Below are 17,400 nucleotides of genomic sequence, written 5' to 3'. Positions count from 1 at the left end.
CGTGGGCGGCAGCCCAATCGGCCAGCTGCGATTCGTCCGCAAGTGGGCGCACCGTTAGATGTGCCTCGAACTCACCTGCGAACTGGTGTGCGATCTCCACGTGTCCGACCGTAGCAAGTGGAGAATCGCACGGGCCGTGCGATTCTCACCATGCCGGGGGAAACATGCCGGGTGAAGAAGACTTTATCTTTGCTTGATGTTGCTGGGCACCTACAACTGGTCAATCGGGTGACTCGGTGTCGTAGGCTCGTCGAATGGGACCTGCAGATCGAGGGCAGTTGTGGAACCAGCCTCCGGGGGGCGATCCGCAGAAGTATTATCCAGCGCAATTCGGGCCACCCCAACCCGGATACCCGCCGCCCGTCCAGGGGCCCGGTGGCGGTCCGCCCCGTAAGACGGGGCCGGTGATTGCCGTCTTGGCCGCCGTGGTGGCGCTGGCCGTCGTCGGCGTTGTCGGGGTGATGGTCGTGCTCGCGAACTCGGATGACTCGGACAACGCCGCAGCGGCGGACAGTTCGGAATCGGCCGCGCCGCCGCCGAGTCAACAGGCCACCGGCGCCACACCAACGCCCACGGAACAATCGGGGCCGTTCGCGGACCTCCAGGAGCTGCCCCCGCTGTCTGTACTCGGCTCGACCTGGCAGACCGGCGACGAGGCCAAAATCTTATCGTTCGGGGAATGGCCCTTCGCCTTCCGTGCACCCGCCGACTGGAACTGCTTCGAGGGCACCTACAAAAAGATCCCGGACGCACTGACCTGGCAATGCGTCAGTGGTGTTGCGAGGGGTGCGGTGATGAATCTGGTGCTACGCAAATGCCCGTCGGTGTGTGACGAAGCCACCAAGGCCGAGTACACCGCGGCCTGGCTGGACGAGCCGCAGACCGCCAAATCGTTCGATGGCAACACCAAGTACGTGGATACCGCGGACGACGGGCGGGGCAGGCATACAGTGGATCTCAGCCGGTTCTTCGCCGAAGAGCCCGGGGGTGCACCGGTCTGGCAGGTCGGTGTGGGTGGCCACGCACCCGTGGGCAAAGATGACGGGTTCCTCAAGGCGCTCAACGATATCGTCACCCAGACCCAGTGACCGGATCCGATCGAACCAGTGGTGGGTGGATCTGAACGCTGACACCGGCTGCCCCCGTACGGGATCGACCGTTCCGGGGCAATCGCGGACTGGCCCCTCGGTTAACCTCGATCACGCTGGGCCGTAGGCACGATCGGCGTAGTGCGCACAAAGCCGATCGCCTGTGGCCGAACGTTTCCGACAACCGCTCGGCAACTCTCGAACACCATGCGGAATCATCGTCGGCGCGGCGAACGGGGGTGGGTTGGCGGACATGCGATATGGAGCGTGACCGACCCGTTGCCCTCCGATGTCGATCCCGCCCTGTGGTTCGAGACCGAATCGTGCGGTCGGCACTATCTGGTGGACGGCAATGCGCATACCTTTCCGGGGCGTATGTGGGCGTTCTGCGCGAAGAATGACATCTATACACGTGTGGATCGCAGCGAGATCGGTCAGTGTTCCTTGGCTGCCGCCTATTTCATCCGCGGATACTTGTCCGGTAACGAGCCGGAGCCGCCTCGTTCCGGGACGGTGACCTGCTCGCCGACGACGAGCCGCGGATGCGTGCGTGGCGGCGGGCGGTGGAGCAGTTTCGTGTCAACCGGGTACTGGTGGACTGGCGAGTCACGGCACTGCGACCGCTGCGGCGTCGAGTTGCTGCCGTCCCAGCCGCCCGCCGAGGGCGACCTATGTGTCGACTGCGGTCATACATCCCTGGGGCCGCACTCTTCACTGTGACTGGTTGAGGCAGTGCGGCTTGCTACCGCGCTGATGGCCGCTTCGGCGGATCAGGGTCTTCTGGAAGTCGATGATCTCGCTGCATCGGGCACTGTCGCGCTCGAATTCGATGGTGGCCATGTCCGGGGCGATGCGTTGGAATTGCGCTTGGTAGCACGACGAGAGCGAGTAGTACACCGTTTGGGTCCGCAGCTGGGGCTCGCGGTACCCGAAGCAGGCCGTGATGGCGGACAGGATGGGGTCGACTCCGGTCTCCACGATCTCCTCGTCGAGGAGACCTTCGTGCCGTTCCTCGAGGTCGGTGATGAATTCCGGGCTCGCGTTGCCCTGCCGAATCTGTTGCTCGAGGTAGTCGAGCACGTCGGATGCGAAATCGACGACCGACTGCTCCTCGATCGGCGGAACCATTGTCCTGATGGTCCATGACAGAGCGTTCACGGTGATCTCGAGTCGAGGAAGGGCACGGAGCCCGTCGATCTCGTCCTTCAGCGGGCGTATTGCGTCGTCCCAGAGCAACATTCTTGCACCGCTCGGTATGCGATCGAGGCGCTGTCCCTGACCAATTTTGGATGCCACCATATCGGTCACACCGATGGGAAGCGGATGATCTTACATTTACTTGATATGGCGGACCGGATAAACCCGACAGCCGTCCACGCGGACTCGACATTCGCGGTCCGCAGCACCCGATCGAGGCCGACCGCGCGTGGCCACCGACCATCTTCGGGAGTGCCGAGCCGTTGGCTCGGCGCGGGTGGTCTGGTCTGGTGCTTCCTGTGGCGCAATGTCGCCCGCTGGCGGTCACCGCGGCGACGGTGAAGTCTGCGAGCGTGGTTGTGCTGCTTAAAGTTCCGTCTTCATGACATTGATTCCACACCGGAACCCCCGCAACGAGCATCCCTGGTCCCACATCTCAGGGCTCCGGTGTGGCGTCAATCGTCGTTCGAATAACCGAGAATTTCGCCGAACTCGATTGTGCCAATATCGGGAACCTCGAGGCGCCGCCAGATGCGTGGTTTGGCGCCGCGCAGATCCACCCGCAGCCGCAGGATCGGTGCCGGGCCGTCCCTGGTTTTCCGCTTGGGTGGCAACTTCGGTGGTGTCGGTGCCCGGAATGCACCTCGCTGCGCCAGGGGCGCCATTTTCTCGAGCAACGACAGGATGGCTTCTTGATCCGGTTCGACGGGTTCCGGGTGTGGCGGTTTCGGCATCGGCGACAGCGGCAGAGTTCGCAGCCGGGCACGCAGCAACGTCGCGAGGACGTGGAAGCCGGGGCCGTCGTCGTCGTCACCCAGGTCGAGGATTCCTCGAGTTCGTCGTCGAGCGACTCGTCCCGGTCGTGGTCGGCGCGGCGGTCCAAGGCGATTTCGGCATGCCACCGGAATTCGGCTGGGCTCAGGGGCTTTTCGACGAACCGGATACCGTCGTTGCGGGCATGTCGGTGCACTTCGGCCAATGCCTCCGACATGTCCTGGGCGTCCACCAATGCGAGATGCGTTGCGGCGCCGCATTCCTCGGGGTCGATCATGAGCAGCATCGCGTGCGCGCCGTGGGGCCGGTCGAAACACGCTGCCAGCAGGAATATTTCGCCGTCCGGGCCGGTCAGCGCCACACAACCGTGCGCGGCCACCGGGTCCTGAAGGTGTTGGACCCAGGCGGGAAGCGTGGTGGGCAACGGTAGGCGCTCCTTGTGCGCCGCTGCCGCCGCCGCGATCCTTTCCGTACCGAGCGCGGTGATCACCGTGAGCAGTCCCGCCGCCGCGGCGCCGCCCAATGCCTCGAAGGCGGGCAGCATCGCGGTGAGCACCATCTCTTCCGCTTCCTCACCCAGCAGATCCGCGGAGGCCAGCAGCCCCGAGGATCTCCGCGTCCAGCGGATCGGTGACCTGGTCCAGTGATTCGATGATCGTCGCTGGATCGGACGGGTGTTCCTCTCCGCATGCGCAGGGTGGTGTGGTCGCGACGGCCGGTTGCGGTACGAGTTGCAGGTTTCGGTGGGGTTGCTGACGAGCAGTCACGGCGACACTAAGGGGTTCGCTGTGCTGTCTACGGCATCCACCGTCCGCCCGGCAGCGACTCGATCATCGCGCAGATCGACTGCGCGATCCGGTGGTCGGAACCCGGTGCGAACGTGGACAACGTCTGCTGGTCGCCGGCCGTGGCGGGTCCGGCGCAGAGCCGGCCGCGTGCGGTGTCGTAGACGGCGACCGCTCCGGGGGCCCGGGTGGTCACCCCGCCCTCGTGGGCGTACGCGACGATCTCCGCGTGTGCGTGGCAGCTGGACAATGTCAGCCCGAAGTCGATCGCCTGGCGGTCGTCCAGCCCGTACGAGTAGGCGATCTGGGCGTAGTCGGTGGCATCCGATGCCTGGTCGAGCCGTTCGCGCAGCTCGGCGGATACGGCGCTGAAGCCGGTGATCTCGGCCGGTGTGCACGGTCCGAGTAGGTCCAGTACCGGGCGAGCCACCGCCGGTCCCTCGTCGGCCCACACCATACGAATCTCGATCAGGTCCCCGGTTCGGACGGCCACGGCGTGCCGGGTTCCGTTGCGCGCCAGGCAGAAACGGCGGGTCTCGAATTCGGTGTAGATGCGGGCCGCAAGTTCCCGCTCGGGATGGGCCAGGATGCGCAGGGCATCGGTCAGATCGGAGTCGACGTCGTCGTATTCGTCGATGACGCCCGAGTCTCGCAGGCCCGCCAGGGCCGCCTGCTGAGCCGCCGCCCAGTCGGCAATCGAATCCTGTTGCGGGCCTATGCCGAGCACCGTCGGCAAGGTCTGCACCTGCAGCAGGTTCGACACCGCGAGCACGGCGTCGTTCGTCATTTCGGTCATGACGCGTCCGCGCGCCGTGGCCCGATCCCAGGGCCGTGCGCGGCAGAGGTGTCAGGACTGCTCGCCGCAGGTGGTGGTGCCTGTTCGGGGACGCCCAGCACAGCGGGGGCCGCCTGTAGCCCGGCCTCGAACGCGGCGGCGTCGCCGGGCCGTGCGTCCGACGCCACGCCGCCGCGGACGGTGCGTTCGGCATCGGCCGCCGTGGCGGGGGCCATAGCTGCGGGGGCCATCCTGTTGGCGGCGGTGTCCGGTTGTACCGAGCTCGCCTGCACCGGCACCGGTTCCGGCGGTCCGGACACCGGCGTGACGACCGGCGTGCGATAGGCCGTCATTGCCCGGGGAACCGATATCGTGCCGAGATGTGGCATCGGGGGTATCCCGGTGCCGGCCTGTGCGGTCGCCCGCTGGTCGGCACCGGCTTCCTGGTCGGCGACGGCCGTATCGGAGACGATGACTGGGGGCGGTGTCTGCTGCCATGCGGTGGCCAGTGGTTCGGTGGCCTCCTCGTAGCTGCGCATGATCCGGGCGGCGGCCGCCTTCGCCGCATCCTGTTCGGTCTCGGTGTCGGCGGCCGTGGCCACGAGGGGCGCGCCGAGCAGCGCGCCCAGCCGTTCGAGGTTGCGTCTGGTTTCCTCCAGGACGGCCAGTTCTTCCACGTGCGGCATGGCGGCCAGCGCCACCTCGTACGCGACGATCTGGTTGGCGACGCGGGTCGCGTTGGTGGCGGCGGCCGTCGCGGCGTCCTGTATCCAGTCCCGCAGGGTCGTGATGCGCGCGATCACCGCCTCGCTCTGCGTGGAGCGCCACGACTCGCGGATCGTAGTGATGATCCGGTCGTAATCGAGTGCCGCGGCGCCGAAACTGGCCGCGAGTTTCGACCACCCCGTTGCCGCGTCGGTCAGCGGCGCGGTGCTGGCGTCGCGGGTGAGGTCCTGCGCGAGTTGCTCGGTGGGCCTGGCCTCCCAGACCACCCCGGTGAACCCGGCCTTCGGTGGTTCGATCATCCGGCCTGCCCGAGTGGTGAGAAGCCCGCCGCGTTGTCCTGCTCCATCGAGGTGAGCCGCTCGGACTGGGACCGCAGTACGGACGCCAGTTTGCGCAGCTCGTCGATGCTACCGGCGGCCGATTCGTGGTAGGACTGCGCGACTAGCCGCAGCGTATCGGCGGCCCGGCCCGACACCTCGTCGGCACCGGTCGGTGCCACGGCCAGCGTCGGCATGGTTTCCCGGAGGTCGGTCGACAACCAATCGGCGAGCGCGTCGAGATCCGCGGCGGCCGCATGCACCCGGATCGGATCGAATTCCATCACAGCTTCCCCTCTACAGAATCAGTGCCTTGTCCGGCGGCTCGGTGTGTCGCGGATCGGCGGCGCCGATCACCGGCGGTGACGTCCCTTCGACCTCACCCACGACCTCTTGGCCGTTCTGTTCGGTGACCAAGTTGGTGTGCACCGATCCGGTGGCGCTCGCATCGCCCGCGCCGCGCGGAGCACCGGCAGCGCTGCCCGCGCCCGTCGGCATGAATCCGGGCGTGGTGGCGCCACCACGCCCGCCGGCCGGGGAACCGATCGGGGACGCGGCGGTACCGGGTGTGGTCGTGCCGGAGGTGTTTGTGGCGGTGGGGCTGGTCCATGCGGTCAGCGGACGGGGGGTGGCCCCAGACGCGGTGGTTCCACCGGCGAGCGTGCCGCCCGCAATACCACCGATGCCCGGGAAACCGTGCGGCCCGCGGTAGTCCGCACCCTCCGGGTCTCCGGTGCGATGCGTCCGAGCGGCGGACGGGGCCATCGCCTCGCTGATGGCTTTCACCCCGGTGGTGGCCGCGTTCGCCAGCGACGGGAGGATCTGCGCCAACTGCGACACCATCTGTGCGGGGTCGACACCGGTCGGCGCGTTCGTCACCGGCACCTTGGTGCCGGTGGTCGTCATGGCCGCGCTGTGCACGGTCAACTCGGCGCGGGTCTCGGCGACCACTGCCAGCGCCTCGGTCAGCGTCTCGGCCGACATCGCCACCGCGAACGCCTGTCCCGGCGGGGTGACGAGAAAAGGTGCCGCCGCCAGCATCGAGGTCAGGTATTTCGCGATGATTCCCGACATCAGGGTCGTGCCGCGGAATACCGTTCCCGCCGCGGCTGCCGCACCGGCCGACGTCTGTGTGCTCTGCCCCGCCACCGCCGCGCTGTCCGCGCCGACCTGTGTCGCTTTTCCGGCGGCCGCGTCGGCGGCGGCGCCCTGCCACAGCGACGATGCCAGCTGCAGGGCCGTCGAACCGAGCTGTATCGCGGTCTGAATTACCGAGGACACTTGCGACAGCACCTGGGCGGGATCGACCGTCGGACCGCTGCCGAGTTGCCCGGTGCCGAAGCCGCTGGCCAGATCGGTCAGGGGCCGCGCCATGGCCGCCACATCGATTACCGGCAGTGGCGGCATACCCGGCAGTGGCGGCATCGGGGGGAGGTCGGGCAGCGGGGGCAGGCCCATATCCCGCAGGATGTCGTTGACCGGCCGGTCCAGCATCGGGCCCACCGGGGTGGCCCGGATCATGTCCAGGATCGCCTGGTCCAGCGGCTGCGACATCAGTCGGTTCCGATTACCCGGAATTCGGCGGCCGAGGTGTCTTCGGTGGCCTCGTAGCCGGCCGCGGCGTCGTAGGCGGTCAGCGCTGTTGCGGCGTGTACCGCGGCGATTTCGGCGCTCGACTGCAGGTTGTTGCCCTGGGCGAGGGCGAGTGCGATCAGGAAGTCCTGCCCGATCAGGCCGAAGACCGGCACCGCGGCGGCGATGGTCGCGGCCTGGTCGGCGGCCGCGACCGCGGCGACCTCGGCGGCCATGGCGGCCGACGCATCGCCGTAGTGGCGGATTGCGTCGGGAACTGCGATCAGCTCGGTCATGAAAACCCCCATCGAGGAACAGAATGCTGCTGAATAGCAATTTACCGGACCGAGAATTCGAGCCGCCCGGACCATGGCTCAAATATTGGTAAAAAAGTGTCGGCCGTGAATGGAACAAGCCCGAATTCGGGAGATATTTTACATTCCTTTGAGTTTCCCAATATTGGGAATGGCAAGAGTATGTACTCTGATAATCCTCTGATGCGTTGATCGGATTCGCCGAGATCGGATTCCGGGTCGGTCCGCCGGTGAAAGGACGTGACAAAGACACTATGACTACCGAGGGCTTCGTGCGCCGGCCGCGCATCGCGCCACCACGCCCACCGGGCGGTGACATCACGCTGAGCGCGCCGCCGGAGGTGGCGCGACCCATCCCCGCCCCATTGCTGGTGAAGCTGATGCCCGTCGTCATGGTGGTCGCGGTGGTCGGCATGATCGCGATGATGGCCATGATGGGCCGCAGCCTGCTGTCGAATCCCTTCATGATGATGTTCCCGTTGATGATGATCATGTCGATGGTCGGCATGATGGCGGGGTTGCGCGGCAGTGGCGGGCAGAAGCGTCCCGCCGAGCTGAACGAGGAGCGCAAGGACTACTTCCGGTATCTGGATCAGATCCGCAAGGACGTCCGCAAGACCGGTAATGCACAGCTGGAAAGCCTGCTGTGGAGCCACCCCGAGCCGGCCGACCTGCAGTCGCTGGCCGGCACCCGGCGCATGTGGGAGCGCCGCCCCAACGATCCGGATTTCGCCCACGTGCGGGTCGGGGTCGGCAGCCATCGGCTGGCGACAAGGCTGGGGCGTCCCGAGACCGGTCCGGTCGAGGATCTGGAGCCGGTGTCGACGGTGGCGCTGCGCCGTTTCGTGCGCACCCACTCGGTGGTGCATCAGCTGCCGACCGCGCTGGCGCTGCGGGCATTCCCGGCCGTCGCGATCGGCGGCGACCGGGACCAGGCGCGTCGGCTGGCGCGGGCAATGCTCATGGAGTACGCCACCTTTCACGGTCCCGACCACGCGGCGGTGGCCGTCATTTGTGCCGATCCGGACGATGCGGCGTGGTCGTGGGCGAAGTGGCTCCCGCACGTGCAGCACCCGACCGAGCGCGACGGTGTCGGATCCGCCCGCATGATGTACGCCTCGCTGGCGGAGTTCGAGACCTCCCTGGGTGCCGACCTCGGCGAACGCGGCCGGTTCATGCGCAACACGCAGTCGACGTCGGGGCGCCGCCATCTGCTGGTCATCCTCGACGACGGGTATGTGAGCGGCACCGAGCGGATCGTCGGTGATATCGGCCTGGATTCGGTGACCGTGCTCGACCTCGGAGCGGCACCGACCCGGCTCGCGGCTCGCCGGGGAATACATCTGGTGGTGAACGACGGCGCGGTGGCGGTGCAGTCGCCCACCGGTACCGAGCGGTTCGCGACCGCGGACGACGTCAGCGGTGCCGAGGCGGCGGCGCTGGCCCGCGATCTGGCGCGCTACCGGATCGCGACGGCCGCGCAGGTGTTCGATCTCGATGCCGACAGCAGCGCGGACCCCGGACTGATGGCGCTGCTGCGGATTTCCGATGCCGCCCGGATCGATCCGGCGAAGGTGTGGCGTCCGCGCACCCCCACCGAGCGGCTGCGGGTGCCGATCGGGATCACACCCGACGGTGTGCCCGTCGAGCTGGACATCAAGGAATCCGCCGAGAACGGCATGGGCCCGCACGGATTGTGCATCGGCGCAACGGGTTCGGGTAAATCGGAGTTCCTGCGCACGCTGGTGCTGTCGCTGGTCACCACGCATTCACCGGATCTGCTGAACCTGGTGCTCGTCGACTTCAAGGGCGGCGCCACCTTCCTCGGCCTGGAATCACTGGCCCATGTGGCCGCGGTGATCACCAACCTCGAGGAAGAGCTCACGATGGTCGACCGCATGAAGGACGCGCTGTCGGGTGAGCTGAACCGCCGCCAGGAACTGTTGCGCGCCGCGGGCAACTTCGCCAATGTCACCGACTACGAGCGCGCCCGAGCGGCCGGTGCCCAGCTCGAACCGTTGCCGGCGTTGTTCATCGTGGTCGACGAGTTCTCCGAATTGCTGGCCCAGAAGCCGGATTTCGCGGAGTTGTTCGTGATGATCGGACGACTGGGCCGGTCGCTGCGGGTGCACCTGCTGCTGGCCTCGCAGCGGCTGGAGGAAAGCAAGATGCGCGGGCTCGACAGCCACCTGTCGTACCGGATCGGATTGCGGACCTTCTCGGCGAACGAGTCCCGGGCGGTACTCGGCATCACCGATGCTTACCACCTGCCCGGCGTGCCCGGCTCGGCCTACCTCAAAACCAGTGGCGCGGACCCGGTGCGGTTCAACGCCAGTTATGTGTCGGGACCGTACGCCGCACCACTGGCGGCGCGGTCGGCGGACGGCCGCTCCGCCGGTGGCCAGTCGGTGGTGGAATTCAGTGCGGCTCCGGTGCTTTCGGAAGTGGAGCCGTTGCCGGACTTCGTGAGTTCGGCGGTGGCGCGGGGCCTTCCGGAGCTACCGCCCCCACCGGGGTCCGCGCCGGCCGACGACGCGGCGCAGGCCGAGGGGATTCCCACCAGCCTGCTGGATATCGTGGTGGGCCGGTTGACCGGGCACGGCCGCCCGGCGCACGAGGTATGGCTGCCGCCGCTGGACGAATCCCCGTCGGTGGACATGCTGCTGCCGGAGCCGGACTGGCGTTCGGCTGGTAACCGGCACGGCCGGCTGTGGATGGCGATCGGTGTGATCGACAAGCCGTACGAGCAGCGCCGCGAGCCACTGACCGTCGACCTGTCCGCGGCGCGTGGCAATCTCGCCGTCGTCGGGGGCCCGCAGTCGGGGAAGTCGACCACGCTGCGCGCGATCGTCCTGGCGGCCGCCGTGACCCATACGCCGGAGCAGGTCCAGTTCTACTGCCTGGATTTCGGCGGTGGCACGTTCGCCGGCATGGCGGATCTGCCGCATATCGGTTCGGTGGCCGGTCGCCTGGACACCAACCGGGTGCGGCGGACCGTCGCGGAAGTGATGACCCTGCTGCATCAGCGCGAGGAACGCTTTCGTGCGCTCGGCATCGACTCGGTGCACGAATTCCGCAGGCGCAAGGCGGAACTGAGCCTACGCACCGAATCCGGCGGCGTGGATGATCCGCTGTCGGAGGACCTGTTCGGCGACGTATTCCTCGTCGTCGACGGCTGGGCCACGATCCGCACCGAATTCGAGCAGCTGGAGCCGCAGCTCACCACGATCGCGCAACGCGGTCTGTCCTACGGCATCCACTTGATGATGTCGGCCGGGCGCTGGGCCGAGGTCCGCCCGGCGGTGAAGGACAATCTCGGAACCCGGCTGGAGCTGCGACTCGGTGATCCGGGCGATTCGGAAATGGATCGGCGCACCGCGGTGCATGTTCCGGTCGGACGGCCGGGACGCGGCCTGACACCGGACCGGCTACATATGCTGATTGCCTTGCCGCGGCTGGATTCTCGTTCCGATCGTGACACGCTCCCCGAGGGGGTCCGCGCCGCTGTCGAACAGTTGGGCGAGCTCTACGGCGACCGTGCCGCCCCGCCGGTTCGTATGCTGCCGTTGCAGATTCCGCGTGAGCAGGTACTTGCCGAAGTCTCCGCACGGGATATCGAACTGGGCCCGACCCGCGTGGCGATCGGGCTGGGTGAAGCCGAATTGGAGCCATTGGTCCTCGATTTCGGCACCCAGCCGCACCTGATGGCGTTCGCGGATGTGGAATCCGGTAAGACCACGCTGCTGCGCACCATCGTCATGGGCATAGCGGAGAACTCCGACGCCGACCAGGCTCGGGTCATCCTTCTCGACTACCGGCGGACCATGCTCGGGGTGCTGGAGGGCGACCAGCTGGCCGGATACTCCACCTCGTCCGGCACGTCGTTCAAGATGATCGAGGAGGTCGCCCGCTACCTACGCAAACGCATCCCCGACGCCGATATCACCCCGCAGCAGCTGCGCGAGCGCAACTGGTGGAGCGGCCCGGAGATCTACGTGGTCGTCGACGACTACGACATGGTGGTGACCGGCGGGCGGAATCCGTTGGAGCCGTTGCTGGAATTCCTGCCGCAGGCGCGGGATGTCGGGTTGCATCTGGTGGTGGTGCGGCGGGCCGGTGGGGCGGCGCGGGCGTTGTACGACAAGGTGCTGGGGGCGTTGAAGGATCTGTCGGTGGATGCGTTGTTGATGAGTGCGCCCAAGGATGAGGGGAAGTTTCTTGGTGGGGTGCGGGCGGAGAAGCTGCCGCCTGGGCGGGGGGTGTTGATCTCGCGGAGTGGGGAGCCGGAGATGGTGCAGGTGGCGTGGCTGCCGCCGGTGTGAGATGTCTTGGTTGGTACGTCGTCAACATCTGCGGTTCGCTTGGGCGACCGTCAGCTATCAGTGGCGGGAATCATCGACAATGAATGATCCAGGGGTGGCCGGGTGGGTAAATTTCTTGCATTTTACAAATACTTGAGAGACATCGGGGGCGGGCTTCGAAGATGATATAGATACGCTGGCTATACATTGCGGTCGGCACACTCTCGTTGAGAAGGTGAACTATGGTAGAAACAGCATCCGGCGCCTCGAGCATTCAGCATGACTCGGCGACCGTCTCCCAGGCGGAGTCCACGTTCCTTGATGCCCTTGATGACGTGGTCGGAAACGTTCTCAGGCCGCTCGGTGATTCTTGGGACGAAATCACAGCTTCATGGGACGGAGGCGCGGCAGGGGCAGGGCAGAAAGCGCGCGCCGTTCTCGAGGATAAGATCACCAAGGCGCATGCGCTGGCGGCCGATCTGATCGACCGGCTCGGTGTTTCGAAGAACGAGTTCGATCAGATGGAATTCGACAACGAGGAATTGATGACAAACCTCTTTGACGCTTAGGCTGGAAGGGGAAGATGGGACAATGGAGAGAGAAGGATTAACATGCGTTATGTAGGTGCTGGTTTCGAAAATCTTGCCAGTCGACATGCATCTATGTCGAATAATTTCGATGATTTGCTGGAACGGTTCCGGCAGGCTGCTCAGACGGTCCACAACGCGTGGGAAGGTAACGGCTCGGCCGAAACCTTTCTTGCCGAGGCGAATCAACTTGCCAATCTTCTGGATGAAATCAAAGACTCTGTGGGTGGGCTGGGGAATGGGGCCCAGGCGTCTTACGAAAATGCTAGCTTTGCGGAAGGAAAGATCAAATTGAGTTTCAGCTAGGCTGCCACTCGACTGTTGTTCCAGTAGTTGAGCACAGTCGGAATAATTCGGCGCTTCGGTGGCAGTCTGCGCGTCCGCCCCGGCCGCGTGGGTCGCAGATCCATATGCGGGCCTGGCTGCGTGGACGTGCCGAGGCTGGGCCGAACTGGCCGGGGGCCTGTTTGAAACAGATGCTCACGATGGTCGCACAATTCGAAGAGGAAACCTTCGACGCGGACAAGGCGTCGTTCGGAATCGAACTCCCGGAGCTGTAGACGGGCTGTGGACGCGAACCTGTATCAGCTTCAAGCCGGTTGGTCGATCTGCCGCCGCTGTAGCCGGTGCGGCCTCAAACAAATGTAAAGAACGTTGGCGTGCACCGTATCTCCGTTGACAGTCGTGCCCGCGCTGAGCGACCGTTGCACGTAGGTTCCGATGTAAAGCGGGGAGGATGTTCGTGGTGATGCGGAGTTGGCGTCTCACCGGACTGGAATTGGTCGCGCTGTGGGAGGACATGCGGGAATCCGGCGTGCTGCCCGAACCATTCGGCTTCACGTGTCGAATACCGCTGTACCGCGACTACCTGAAGGCGAAGAAGGCGGCACGCGTGGCGGTGCGGCGGCGGCTCGGGGACGGATTCGAGGACGTGCTCGATGTCGTTGCCAAGCCCGATATCCGAATCGTGGCGAGGGGTGTTGATCTCACGGAGGAGGAGGCTCAGATCCGGCTGCAGGCGGCGCGTCGCGGGAGTGACGCGTATCTGGTCGGACAGGTGTGGGGTGAGGCCGGTGAGCACGGTGGTGAATTCATTGTCGAGCAGCACCCGGTCCTGGAATTGGGTACTGCCGTGGCAGCCCGTATACCCGACGCCGTGGCGGGCGAACTCGGCAGCGTCGATCTGATTTCCCACACCGCGACCGAGCTGGATCAGGAATTTGGGCAATCGCTGACTCGCGAGCCTGCCGAAGATCCCGGATGGTACCGAGCAGAGCGATTCCTTCGCTCGCCGGTCACCGGTATCGGAACCATCTCCGTCGGGCAGGGCGTCTCTCGATTCGGACCGCAGCATGCCGCCAGGTGCACACTCGAATGGCGCGATCTGCACAACGACGGCAGGTACGTCATCACCGACCGGGACCATCCGATGGCCTTCGGTGTCGATGTGAATGGGCTGACCGCTCGGGTGGATGCCCTGATCGCCGATGTGGTCAGGGCGATCAAGGACGAACGGCGATGAGGCGGCGGCACTATTCCGAGCGGTGCGAAGGCCTGCTTCGGGGTGCTGCTACCTGGGGTGTGATCACGCCCGACGCGGAATCCGCGGTGTGTTGTCGTCCGAGTTCGGTTGAGGGGTAGGAGGTGAGCGGTGGCCGACCCAGATGACGATCAGTCGACGGCTCAGCAGGATACGTCCGAGACCGACGTGCCCAGCGAGGACTCCACCGAGACGACGGATCCGTTCGGCACCGGTGGCGAGACCACCACGCTGGGGTTGACTGATCTTACAACGCTCGCCACCGAAGGCGTGGAAGTCGACGGCGAGCTGCAGCGCCTGTATCTGGAAGGGGGTGCGGCGTACGACTGTGCTGGCCACACCACCGCTGCGATAGAGGGTATCGATGTATGTCACTGGCATGCTGTTCATGACGGGTTCAATTATCAGCCGTTCTCCAATCAGCCATCCGGTACCGGAATGAGAGACAAGTTCAATTCGGCGGGTTTGATCATTGGTCAAGGCCTGGAGATGTTCCGTGCGAATCTGCTGGCCCTGGAGGAACTGTTCGTGGCGGCGCAGATGGCGTACGATGCCGTGGAGGGTGAGAATGCCGAGAGTTTCGGCAAGATCGGTGACATTGTTGTACCGCCGTCGCTATCGGAACTTTCTTACTATGGTCCGCCGACGTCTGTCCTTGAACGATATTCATCATATTTCGCGCAGAGCGATGTCAATCCGTATGGGAATGCTAAGGAACCGTCGGGCGCGGTCAGTGCGTTCGATGGTGGTTTTCTAGATACTCCTGCGGCGAGTGAAAATCCGTACGATCTTTCGTGGCGCGACCTTTATGAATTCGGCGAGGATATTCGAACGCGGAATACTGTGAGCGCGTCATATGAGATGGCGCGGAATTGGCTGTCGGTGGGGAATGCCATACCGATCGTGGTCGATGAACTTGTCGAGCGTCTGAAGGACGTGACCCAGTCGAAGTGGGTCGGACCGGGCTCCGCGCAGGCCTTCGAGACGGTCAACGTTGTAGTGGGTGACGCCGAGCCCTTGTCCAAAGCTGCCCTTGCGTTGAGCGATCTTTACGCGCACGTCGCTGCTTTTCTCGACAAGACCCAGCAGGAAATGCCGCCCGATCCGGATCCGCCGTACACTCTCTGGAAATGGAACGGGTGGCTTACTGACCCGTTGGATCCGGCTATTGGCGGAGTTGACGACACGAAAGTCAATGGCAAACGGGAAGCCATGGAACTGTATTACGAGTCGAAGTTCGACATCGTGGACGGACTCGTCCCCGAAGCCCCACTGCCGGAGCACCGTTTGGGCGGGGACTATGAGGGTGCAACTGATGACACAATCTATGACCCTCTTCCTGGTCCGGTTAAGGGCCCTGGCGGCGGTGGTTTGACTCCGGCAGGTGGTGACACGTCCCCCTCTCTGGCCGATTACCCGACTGCTTCCGATTACGAATCCTCGCTCGAGGAAATGCGGCAGGCGCAGGAGGAGGCCGCACAGCAGCAGGCCATACAATCGGCTATCCAGCAGGGGTTGGGTACGGCGGGGCAGATCGGGGAGCAGCTTCTCGGTGCCGCGCAGAAATTGGCGGAGTCGGGCATGTCCGCGCCGTCGATGATGCCGACATCGCTCGCTGGTTTGGATCCGTCCGGCTCCAGTTACACACCGCGTGCTTTCGGCGGCGGTGCGGGCGGCGGTATCGGTAGCGGGTCAGGTAGTAGCACCGGTTCTGCGGCTCCGAAAGCTGGTTTCGAAGGGTCGAAGTTGTTTCCGCGGGCGGGGCTTCCGACCTCGGCGACAATAGCCGGTTCGGCCATGTCGCCGATGGCGGGTATGCCGGGGTCACCTGGTGCCGCGGGGTCGCCGGGTGCGGCTGGACGGCAGGGGCAGGGCGGCGACAAGCATGAGCGGGCGAAGTATCTGGACCGGGCCGACAACTTGGACGAGGGTCTGGGTGATATCTCGGGTACGACGAGGCCCGTGGTCGGGGAGACGCCGAATCGGCAGGGGGCGGAGCAGTCGGCGGCCGCCGTGGTCGTGCCGAATCGGGAGCGTCCGGTGAATGCGCCTGCGGCGCCGACACCTGTGCCGCCGCGTCAGGTGCCGTCGCAGCAGCAGTCCGTGGGGCAGTGATCTTACAGTCGTTTCCGTGACCGGACCTGAGACTGCATGGGCTCCGTAGTCGCCACACAGGCTCTCCTGCTGTGCAGGTGACCGGGACCGCAACGTTCCGTCGCTGCCCTACTGGCGGTTGTGGGCATGGGACGAGTGAGCGACGGGCTCGGTCCTGATCTACTCGGCGGCCGTCACCGCGTGCGGTGGCTGGGAACCAGAATGAGGTGCTGGATCCATTGTGCGCGCAGAGAATTGACAGTTCTTTGAGTAGGTGGAGCTGTGGGGTTGTGAAAGGATCTTTCGTGATACGAATGGGCGCAGGAGGATTCGGTGATGGCGGACATCGGTGTTGATCCCGAAGGGATGCAGAGGGCGAGTCAACACGCCGATAATGCGCGGTTGGGTTATGAGCGTTTGGCGGCCAAGATCGCCAGTATTCGGGAGCGCACTCTGGCCTGTGCGGGCGACGATCGGTACAAGGACGACTTCTTCGACGGGCGGGACGGCGCGCCGGGCGCGGGTGAGTTTCTCGACGCTCTCGAGGATTCCGCTGAGGCCTCGGCCGAGTCGTGTGGCACCGCGGGCGACGGAATCGACTATGCGAATGAGCAACTCGGCGCGACGGATCAGGCGTCGGCGACACAATTCAACTAGCTAGAGACAGAAGCTTCACACAGAGAATTCGGCTGAGGTAAAAGTGCAATGCGCAATAGGCGCGCGCGGGATGAGTTGGCGGAGATGCTGGAGGCCGTGCGCGGTCGGATGGCGGGAATCTCCGACTTCGAGCAGCAGCGTCTCGCATTGACCGCGACGGCTACGGCTCTCGATGGCGCTGTCAGCGTGACGGTGGATGCGAACGGCCGGCTGGTCGAAACCTCCTTCGCCGACGACGTTCGAGGAATGGCCCCCGATAAGCTCGGTCCCGCCGTGACCGCGGCGGCGCAGGCCGCTGCCGATGATCTCGTGCGGCAGACCGAGGAGCTACGCGCACCGCTGTTGCGGGAGCGGGAAAAGCTGCCCACGATGTCCGATCTCATTGCGGGGTTGCCCGATATCGGGGCCGAATTGCCTGGCCGGTCACGGGTTTCCGCGGCGGCGGAGCCGACCGACGATCAGCAGGCGATGGTTCCGCCCGCGCGTCCGGTGTCGGAGGTGTTCGCCGATTCGGGTGAGGAATCGGTGCCGGTGCAGATGCCGGATGTGGAGGACCCTGACGAGGTCCGGCGTGCGGGGTCTGGATCTGAGGTGTCGGATTCGGGGTGGGGGTAGCCGCCGGTGGAAGTGTGGTGCCCGCCCGGTCTCGAACCATTCCTCTGGATCACCGGAG

Annotated in this window: 17 protein-coding genes; 10 read left to right on the top strand and 7 right to left on the bottom strand. The window is 65.4% G+C overall.

Annotation, left to right across the window (positions count from 1 at the left end; all coding sequences use genetic code 11):
- The first annotated feature begins 404 nt into the window (after positions 1-404).
- A complete protein-coding gene (locus OIE68_RS20925; protein ID WP_327101044.1) occupies positions 405-1,088 on the top strand; it encodes a hypothetical protein in 684 nt (227 codons plus the stop codon).
- A 711-nt stretch (positions 1,089-1,799) separates the two neighbouring features.
- On the opposite strand, the gene OIE68_RS20920 is transcribed toward OIE68_RS20925, so the two are convergent.
- Positions 1,800-2,327, bottom strand: coding sequence for a hypothetical protein (locus OIE68_RS20920; protein WP_327101043.1), 528 nt, complete (start codon positions 2,325-2,327; stop codon positions 1,800-1,802).
- 413 nt (positions 2,328-2,740) lie between these two features.
- Entirely contained in the window at positions 2,741-3,019 is a 279-nt protein-coding gene (locus OIE68_RS20915; protein ID WP_327101042.1) for a hypothetical protein, read from the bottom strand.
- A gap of 161 nt (positions 3,020-3,180) precedes the next feature.
- On the opposite strand from OIE68_RS20915, the gene OIE68_RS20910 reads away from it, so the two are divergent.
- Together OIE68_RS20910 and OIE68_RS20905 are read left to right on the top strand one after the other, a co-directional pair.
- Positions 3,181-3,489: a hypothetical protein gene (locus tag OIE68_RS20910; RefSeq protein ID WP_327101041.1), complete on the top strand. Its 309-nt coding sequence runs from the start codon at positions 3,181-3,183 to the stop codon at positions 3,487-3,489.
- A 61-nt stretch (positions 3,490-3,550) separates the two neighbouring features.
- Positions 3,551-3,706: a hypothetical protein gene (locus OIE68_RS20905; protein WP_327101040.1), complete on the top strand. Its 156-nt coding sequence runs from the start codon at positions 3,551-3,553 to the stop codon at positions 3,704-3,706.
- 148 nt (positions 3,707-3,854) lie between these two features.
- Here OIE68_RS20905 and OIE68_RS20900 read toward each other — a convergent pair whose 3' ends face one another.
- Genes OIE68_RS20900 through OIE68_RS20880 form a run of 5 tightly spaced genes read right to left on the bottom strand, consistent with a single transcriptional unit; the run spans position 3,855 to position 7,530 of the window.
- Positions 3,855-4,640, bottom strand: a complete 786-nt coding sequence (locus tag OIE68_RS20900) for an ESX secretion-associated protein EspG (RefSeq protein WP_327101039.1) — start codon at positions 4,638-4,640, stop codon at positions 3,855-3,857.
- Entirely contained in the window at positions 4,637-5,644 is a 1,008-nt protein-coding gene (locus OIE68_RS20895; protein WP_327101038.1) for a PPE domain-containing protein, read from the bottom strand. The genes OIE68_RS20900 and OIE68_RS20895 overlap by 4 nt, the downstream gene beginning before the upstream one ends.
- The gene (locus tag OIE68_RS20890; protein WP_327101037.1) at positions 5,641-5,946 is read right to left on the bottom strand and encodes a PE family protein; all 306 of its coding nucleotides are present in this window, start codon (positions 5,944-5,946) and stop codon (positions 5,641-5,643) included. The genes OIE68_RS20895 and OIE68_RS20890 overlap by 4 nt, the downstream gene beginning before the upstream one ends.
- Positions 5,947-5,959: 13 nt before the next feature.
- Positions 5,960-7,216 carry a hypothetical protein gene (locus OIE68_RS20885; RefSeq protein WP_327101036.1) on the bottom strand — a complete coding sequence of 419 codons (1,257 nt, stop codon included), beginning with the start codon at positions 7,214-7,216 and terminating at the stop codon, positions 5,960-5,962.
- Positions 7,216-7,530 (bottom strand): type VII secretion target, encoded by a 315-nt coding sequence (locus OIE68_RS20880; RefSeq protein ID WP_327101035.1) that lies wholly within the window; start codon positions 7,528-7,530, stop codon positions 7,216-7,218. The genes OIE68_RS20885 and OIE68_RS20880 overlap by 1 nt, the downstream gene beginning before the upstream one ends.
- Before the next feature lie 272 nt (positions 7,531-7,802).
- Between OIE68_RS20880 and eccCa the strand changes: the two genes are divergently transcribed.
- From eccCa to OIE68_RS20845, 7 genes are all read left to right on the top strand, one after another.
- A complete protein-coding gene (gene eccCa / locus OIE68_RS20875; protein WP_327101034.1) occupies positions 7,803-11,870 on the top strand; it encodes a type VII secretion protein EccCa in 4,068 nt (1,355 codons plus the stop codon).
- 221 nt (positions 11,871-12,091) lie between these two features.
- Positions 12,092-12,418: a hypothetical protein gene (locus OIE68_RS20870; protein WP_327101033.1), complete on the top strand. Its 327-nt coding sequence runs from the start codon at positions 12,092-12,094 to the stop codon at positions 12,416-12,418.
- A gap of 42 nt (positions 12,419-12,460) precedes the next feature.
- On the top strand, positions 12,461-12,742 hold the full coding sequence (locus OIE68_RS20865; protein WP_327101032.1) for a hypothetical protein: 282 nt from the start codon (positions 12,461-12,463) through the stop codon (positions 12,740-12,742).
- A gap of 442 nt (positions 12,743-13,184) precedes the next feature.
- Entirely contained in the window at positions 13,185-13,958 is a 774-nt protein-coding gene (locus OIE68_RS20860; RefSeq protein ID WP_327101031.1) for an ESX secretion-associated protein EspG, read from the top strand.
- A gap of 129 nt (positions 13,959-14,087) precedes the next feature.
- Positions 14,088-16,091, top strand: a complete 2,004-nt coding sequence (locus OIE68_RS20855; protein ID WP_327101030.1) for a hypothetical protein — start codon at positions 14,088-14,090, stop codon at positions 16,089-16,091.
- Positions 16,092-16,406: 315 nt separating this feature from the next.
- Positions 16,407-16,727, top strand: a complete 321-nt coding sequence (locus OIE68_RS20850) for a hypothetical protein (protein ID WP_327101029.1) — start codon at positions 16,407-16,409, stop codon at positions 16,725-16,727.
- Between the two features lie 48 nt (positions 16,728-16,775).
- Positions 16,776-17,342: a YbaB/EbfC family nucleoid-associated protein gene (locus OIE68_RS20845; RefSeq protein ID WP_327101028.1), complete on the top strand. Its 567-nt coding sequence runs from the start codon at positions 16,776-16,778 to the stop codon at positions 17,340-17,342.
- Positions 17,343-17,400 lie beyond the last annotated feature (58 nt).

This window comes from Nocardia vinacea (assembly GCF_035920345.1).
GTDB lineage: Bacteria > Actinomycetota > Actinomycetes > Mycobacteriales > Mycobacteriaceae > Nocardia > Nocardia vinacea_A.
The sequence above is the reverse complement of the archived record's forward strand: the minus strand, read 5'-3'. Positions and strand labels throughout refer to the sequence as shown.

Excerpts from the sequence above, each read along its gene's own strand:
- OIE68_RS20850 (WP_327101029.1), top strand. The coding sequence starts at position 16,407 with ATGGCGGACATCGGTGTTGATCCCGAAGGGATGCAGAGGGCGAGTCAA.
- OIE68_RS20890 (WP_327101037.1), bottom strand. The coding sequence starts at position 5,946 with ATGGAATTCGATCCGATCCGGGTGCATGCGGCCGCCGCGGATCTCGAC.
- OIE68_RS20885 (WP_327101036.1), bottom strand. The coding sequence starts at position 7,216 with ATGTCGCAGCCGCTGGACCAGGCGATCCTGGACATGATCCGGGCCACC.
- OIE68_RS20880 (WP_327101035.1), bottom strand. The coding sequence starts at position 7,530 with ATGACCGAGCTGATCGCAGTTCCCGACGCAATCCGCCACTACGGCGAT.
- OIE68_RS20895 (WP_327101038.1), bottom strand. The coding sequence starts at position 5,644 with ATGATCGAACCACCGAAGGCCGGGTTCACCGGGGTGGTCTGGGAGGCC.
- OIE68_RS20845 (WP_327101028.1), top strand. The coding sequence starts at position 16,776 with ATGCGCAATAGGCGCGCGCGGGATGAGTTGGCGGAGATGCTGGAGGCC.
- OIE68_RS20910 (WP_327101041.1), top strand. The coding sequence starts at position 3,181 with ATGCCACCGGAATTCGGCTGGGCTCAGGGGCTTTTCGACGAACCGGAT.
- OIE68_RS20900 (WP_327101039.1), bottom strand. The coding sequence starts at position 4,640 with ATGACCGAAATGACGAACGACGCCGTGCTCGCGGTGTCGAACCTGCTG.
- OIE68_RS20915 (WP_327101042.1), bottom strand. The coding sequence starts at position 3,019 with ATGCCGAAACCGCCACACCCGGAACCCGTCGAACCGGATCAAGAAGCC.
- OIE68_RS20860 (WP_327101031.1), top strand. The coding sequence starts at position 13,185 with ATGCGGAGTTGGCGTCTCACCGGACTGGAATTGGTCGCGCTGTGGGAG.
- OIE68_RS20870 (WP_327101033.1), top strand. The coding sequence starts at position 12,092 with ATGGTAGAAACAGCATCCGGCGCCTCGAGCATTCAGCATGACTCGGCG.
- OIE68_RS20920 (WP_327101043.1), bottom strand. The coding sequence starts at position 2,327 with ATGTTGCTCTGGGACGACGCAATACGCCCGCTGAAGGACGAGATCGAC.
- eccCa (WP_327101034.1), top strand. The coding sequence starts at position 7,803 with ATGACTACCGAGGGCTTCGTGCGCCGGCCGCGCATCGCGCCACCACGC.
- OIE68_RS20865 (WP_327101032.1), top strand. The coding sequence starts at position 12,461 with ATGCGTTATGTAGGTGCTGGTTTCGAAAATCTTGCCAGTCGACATGCA.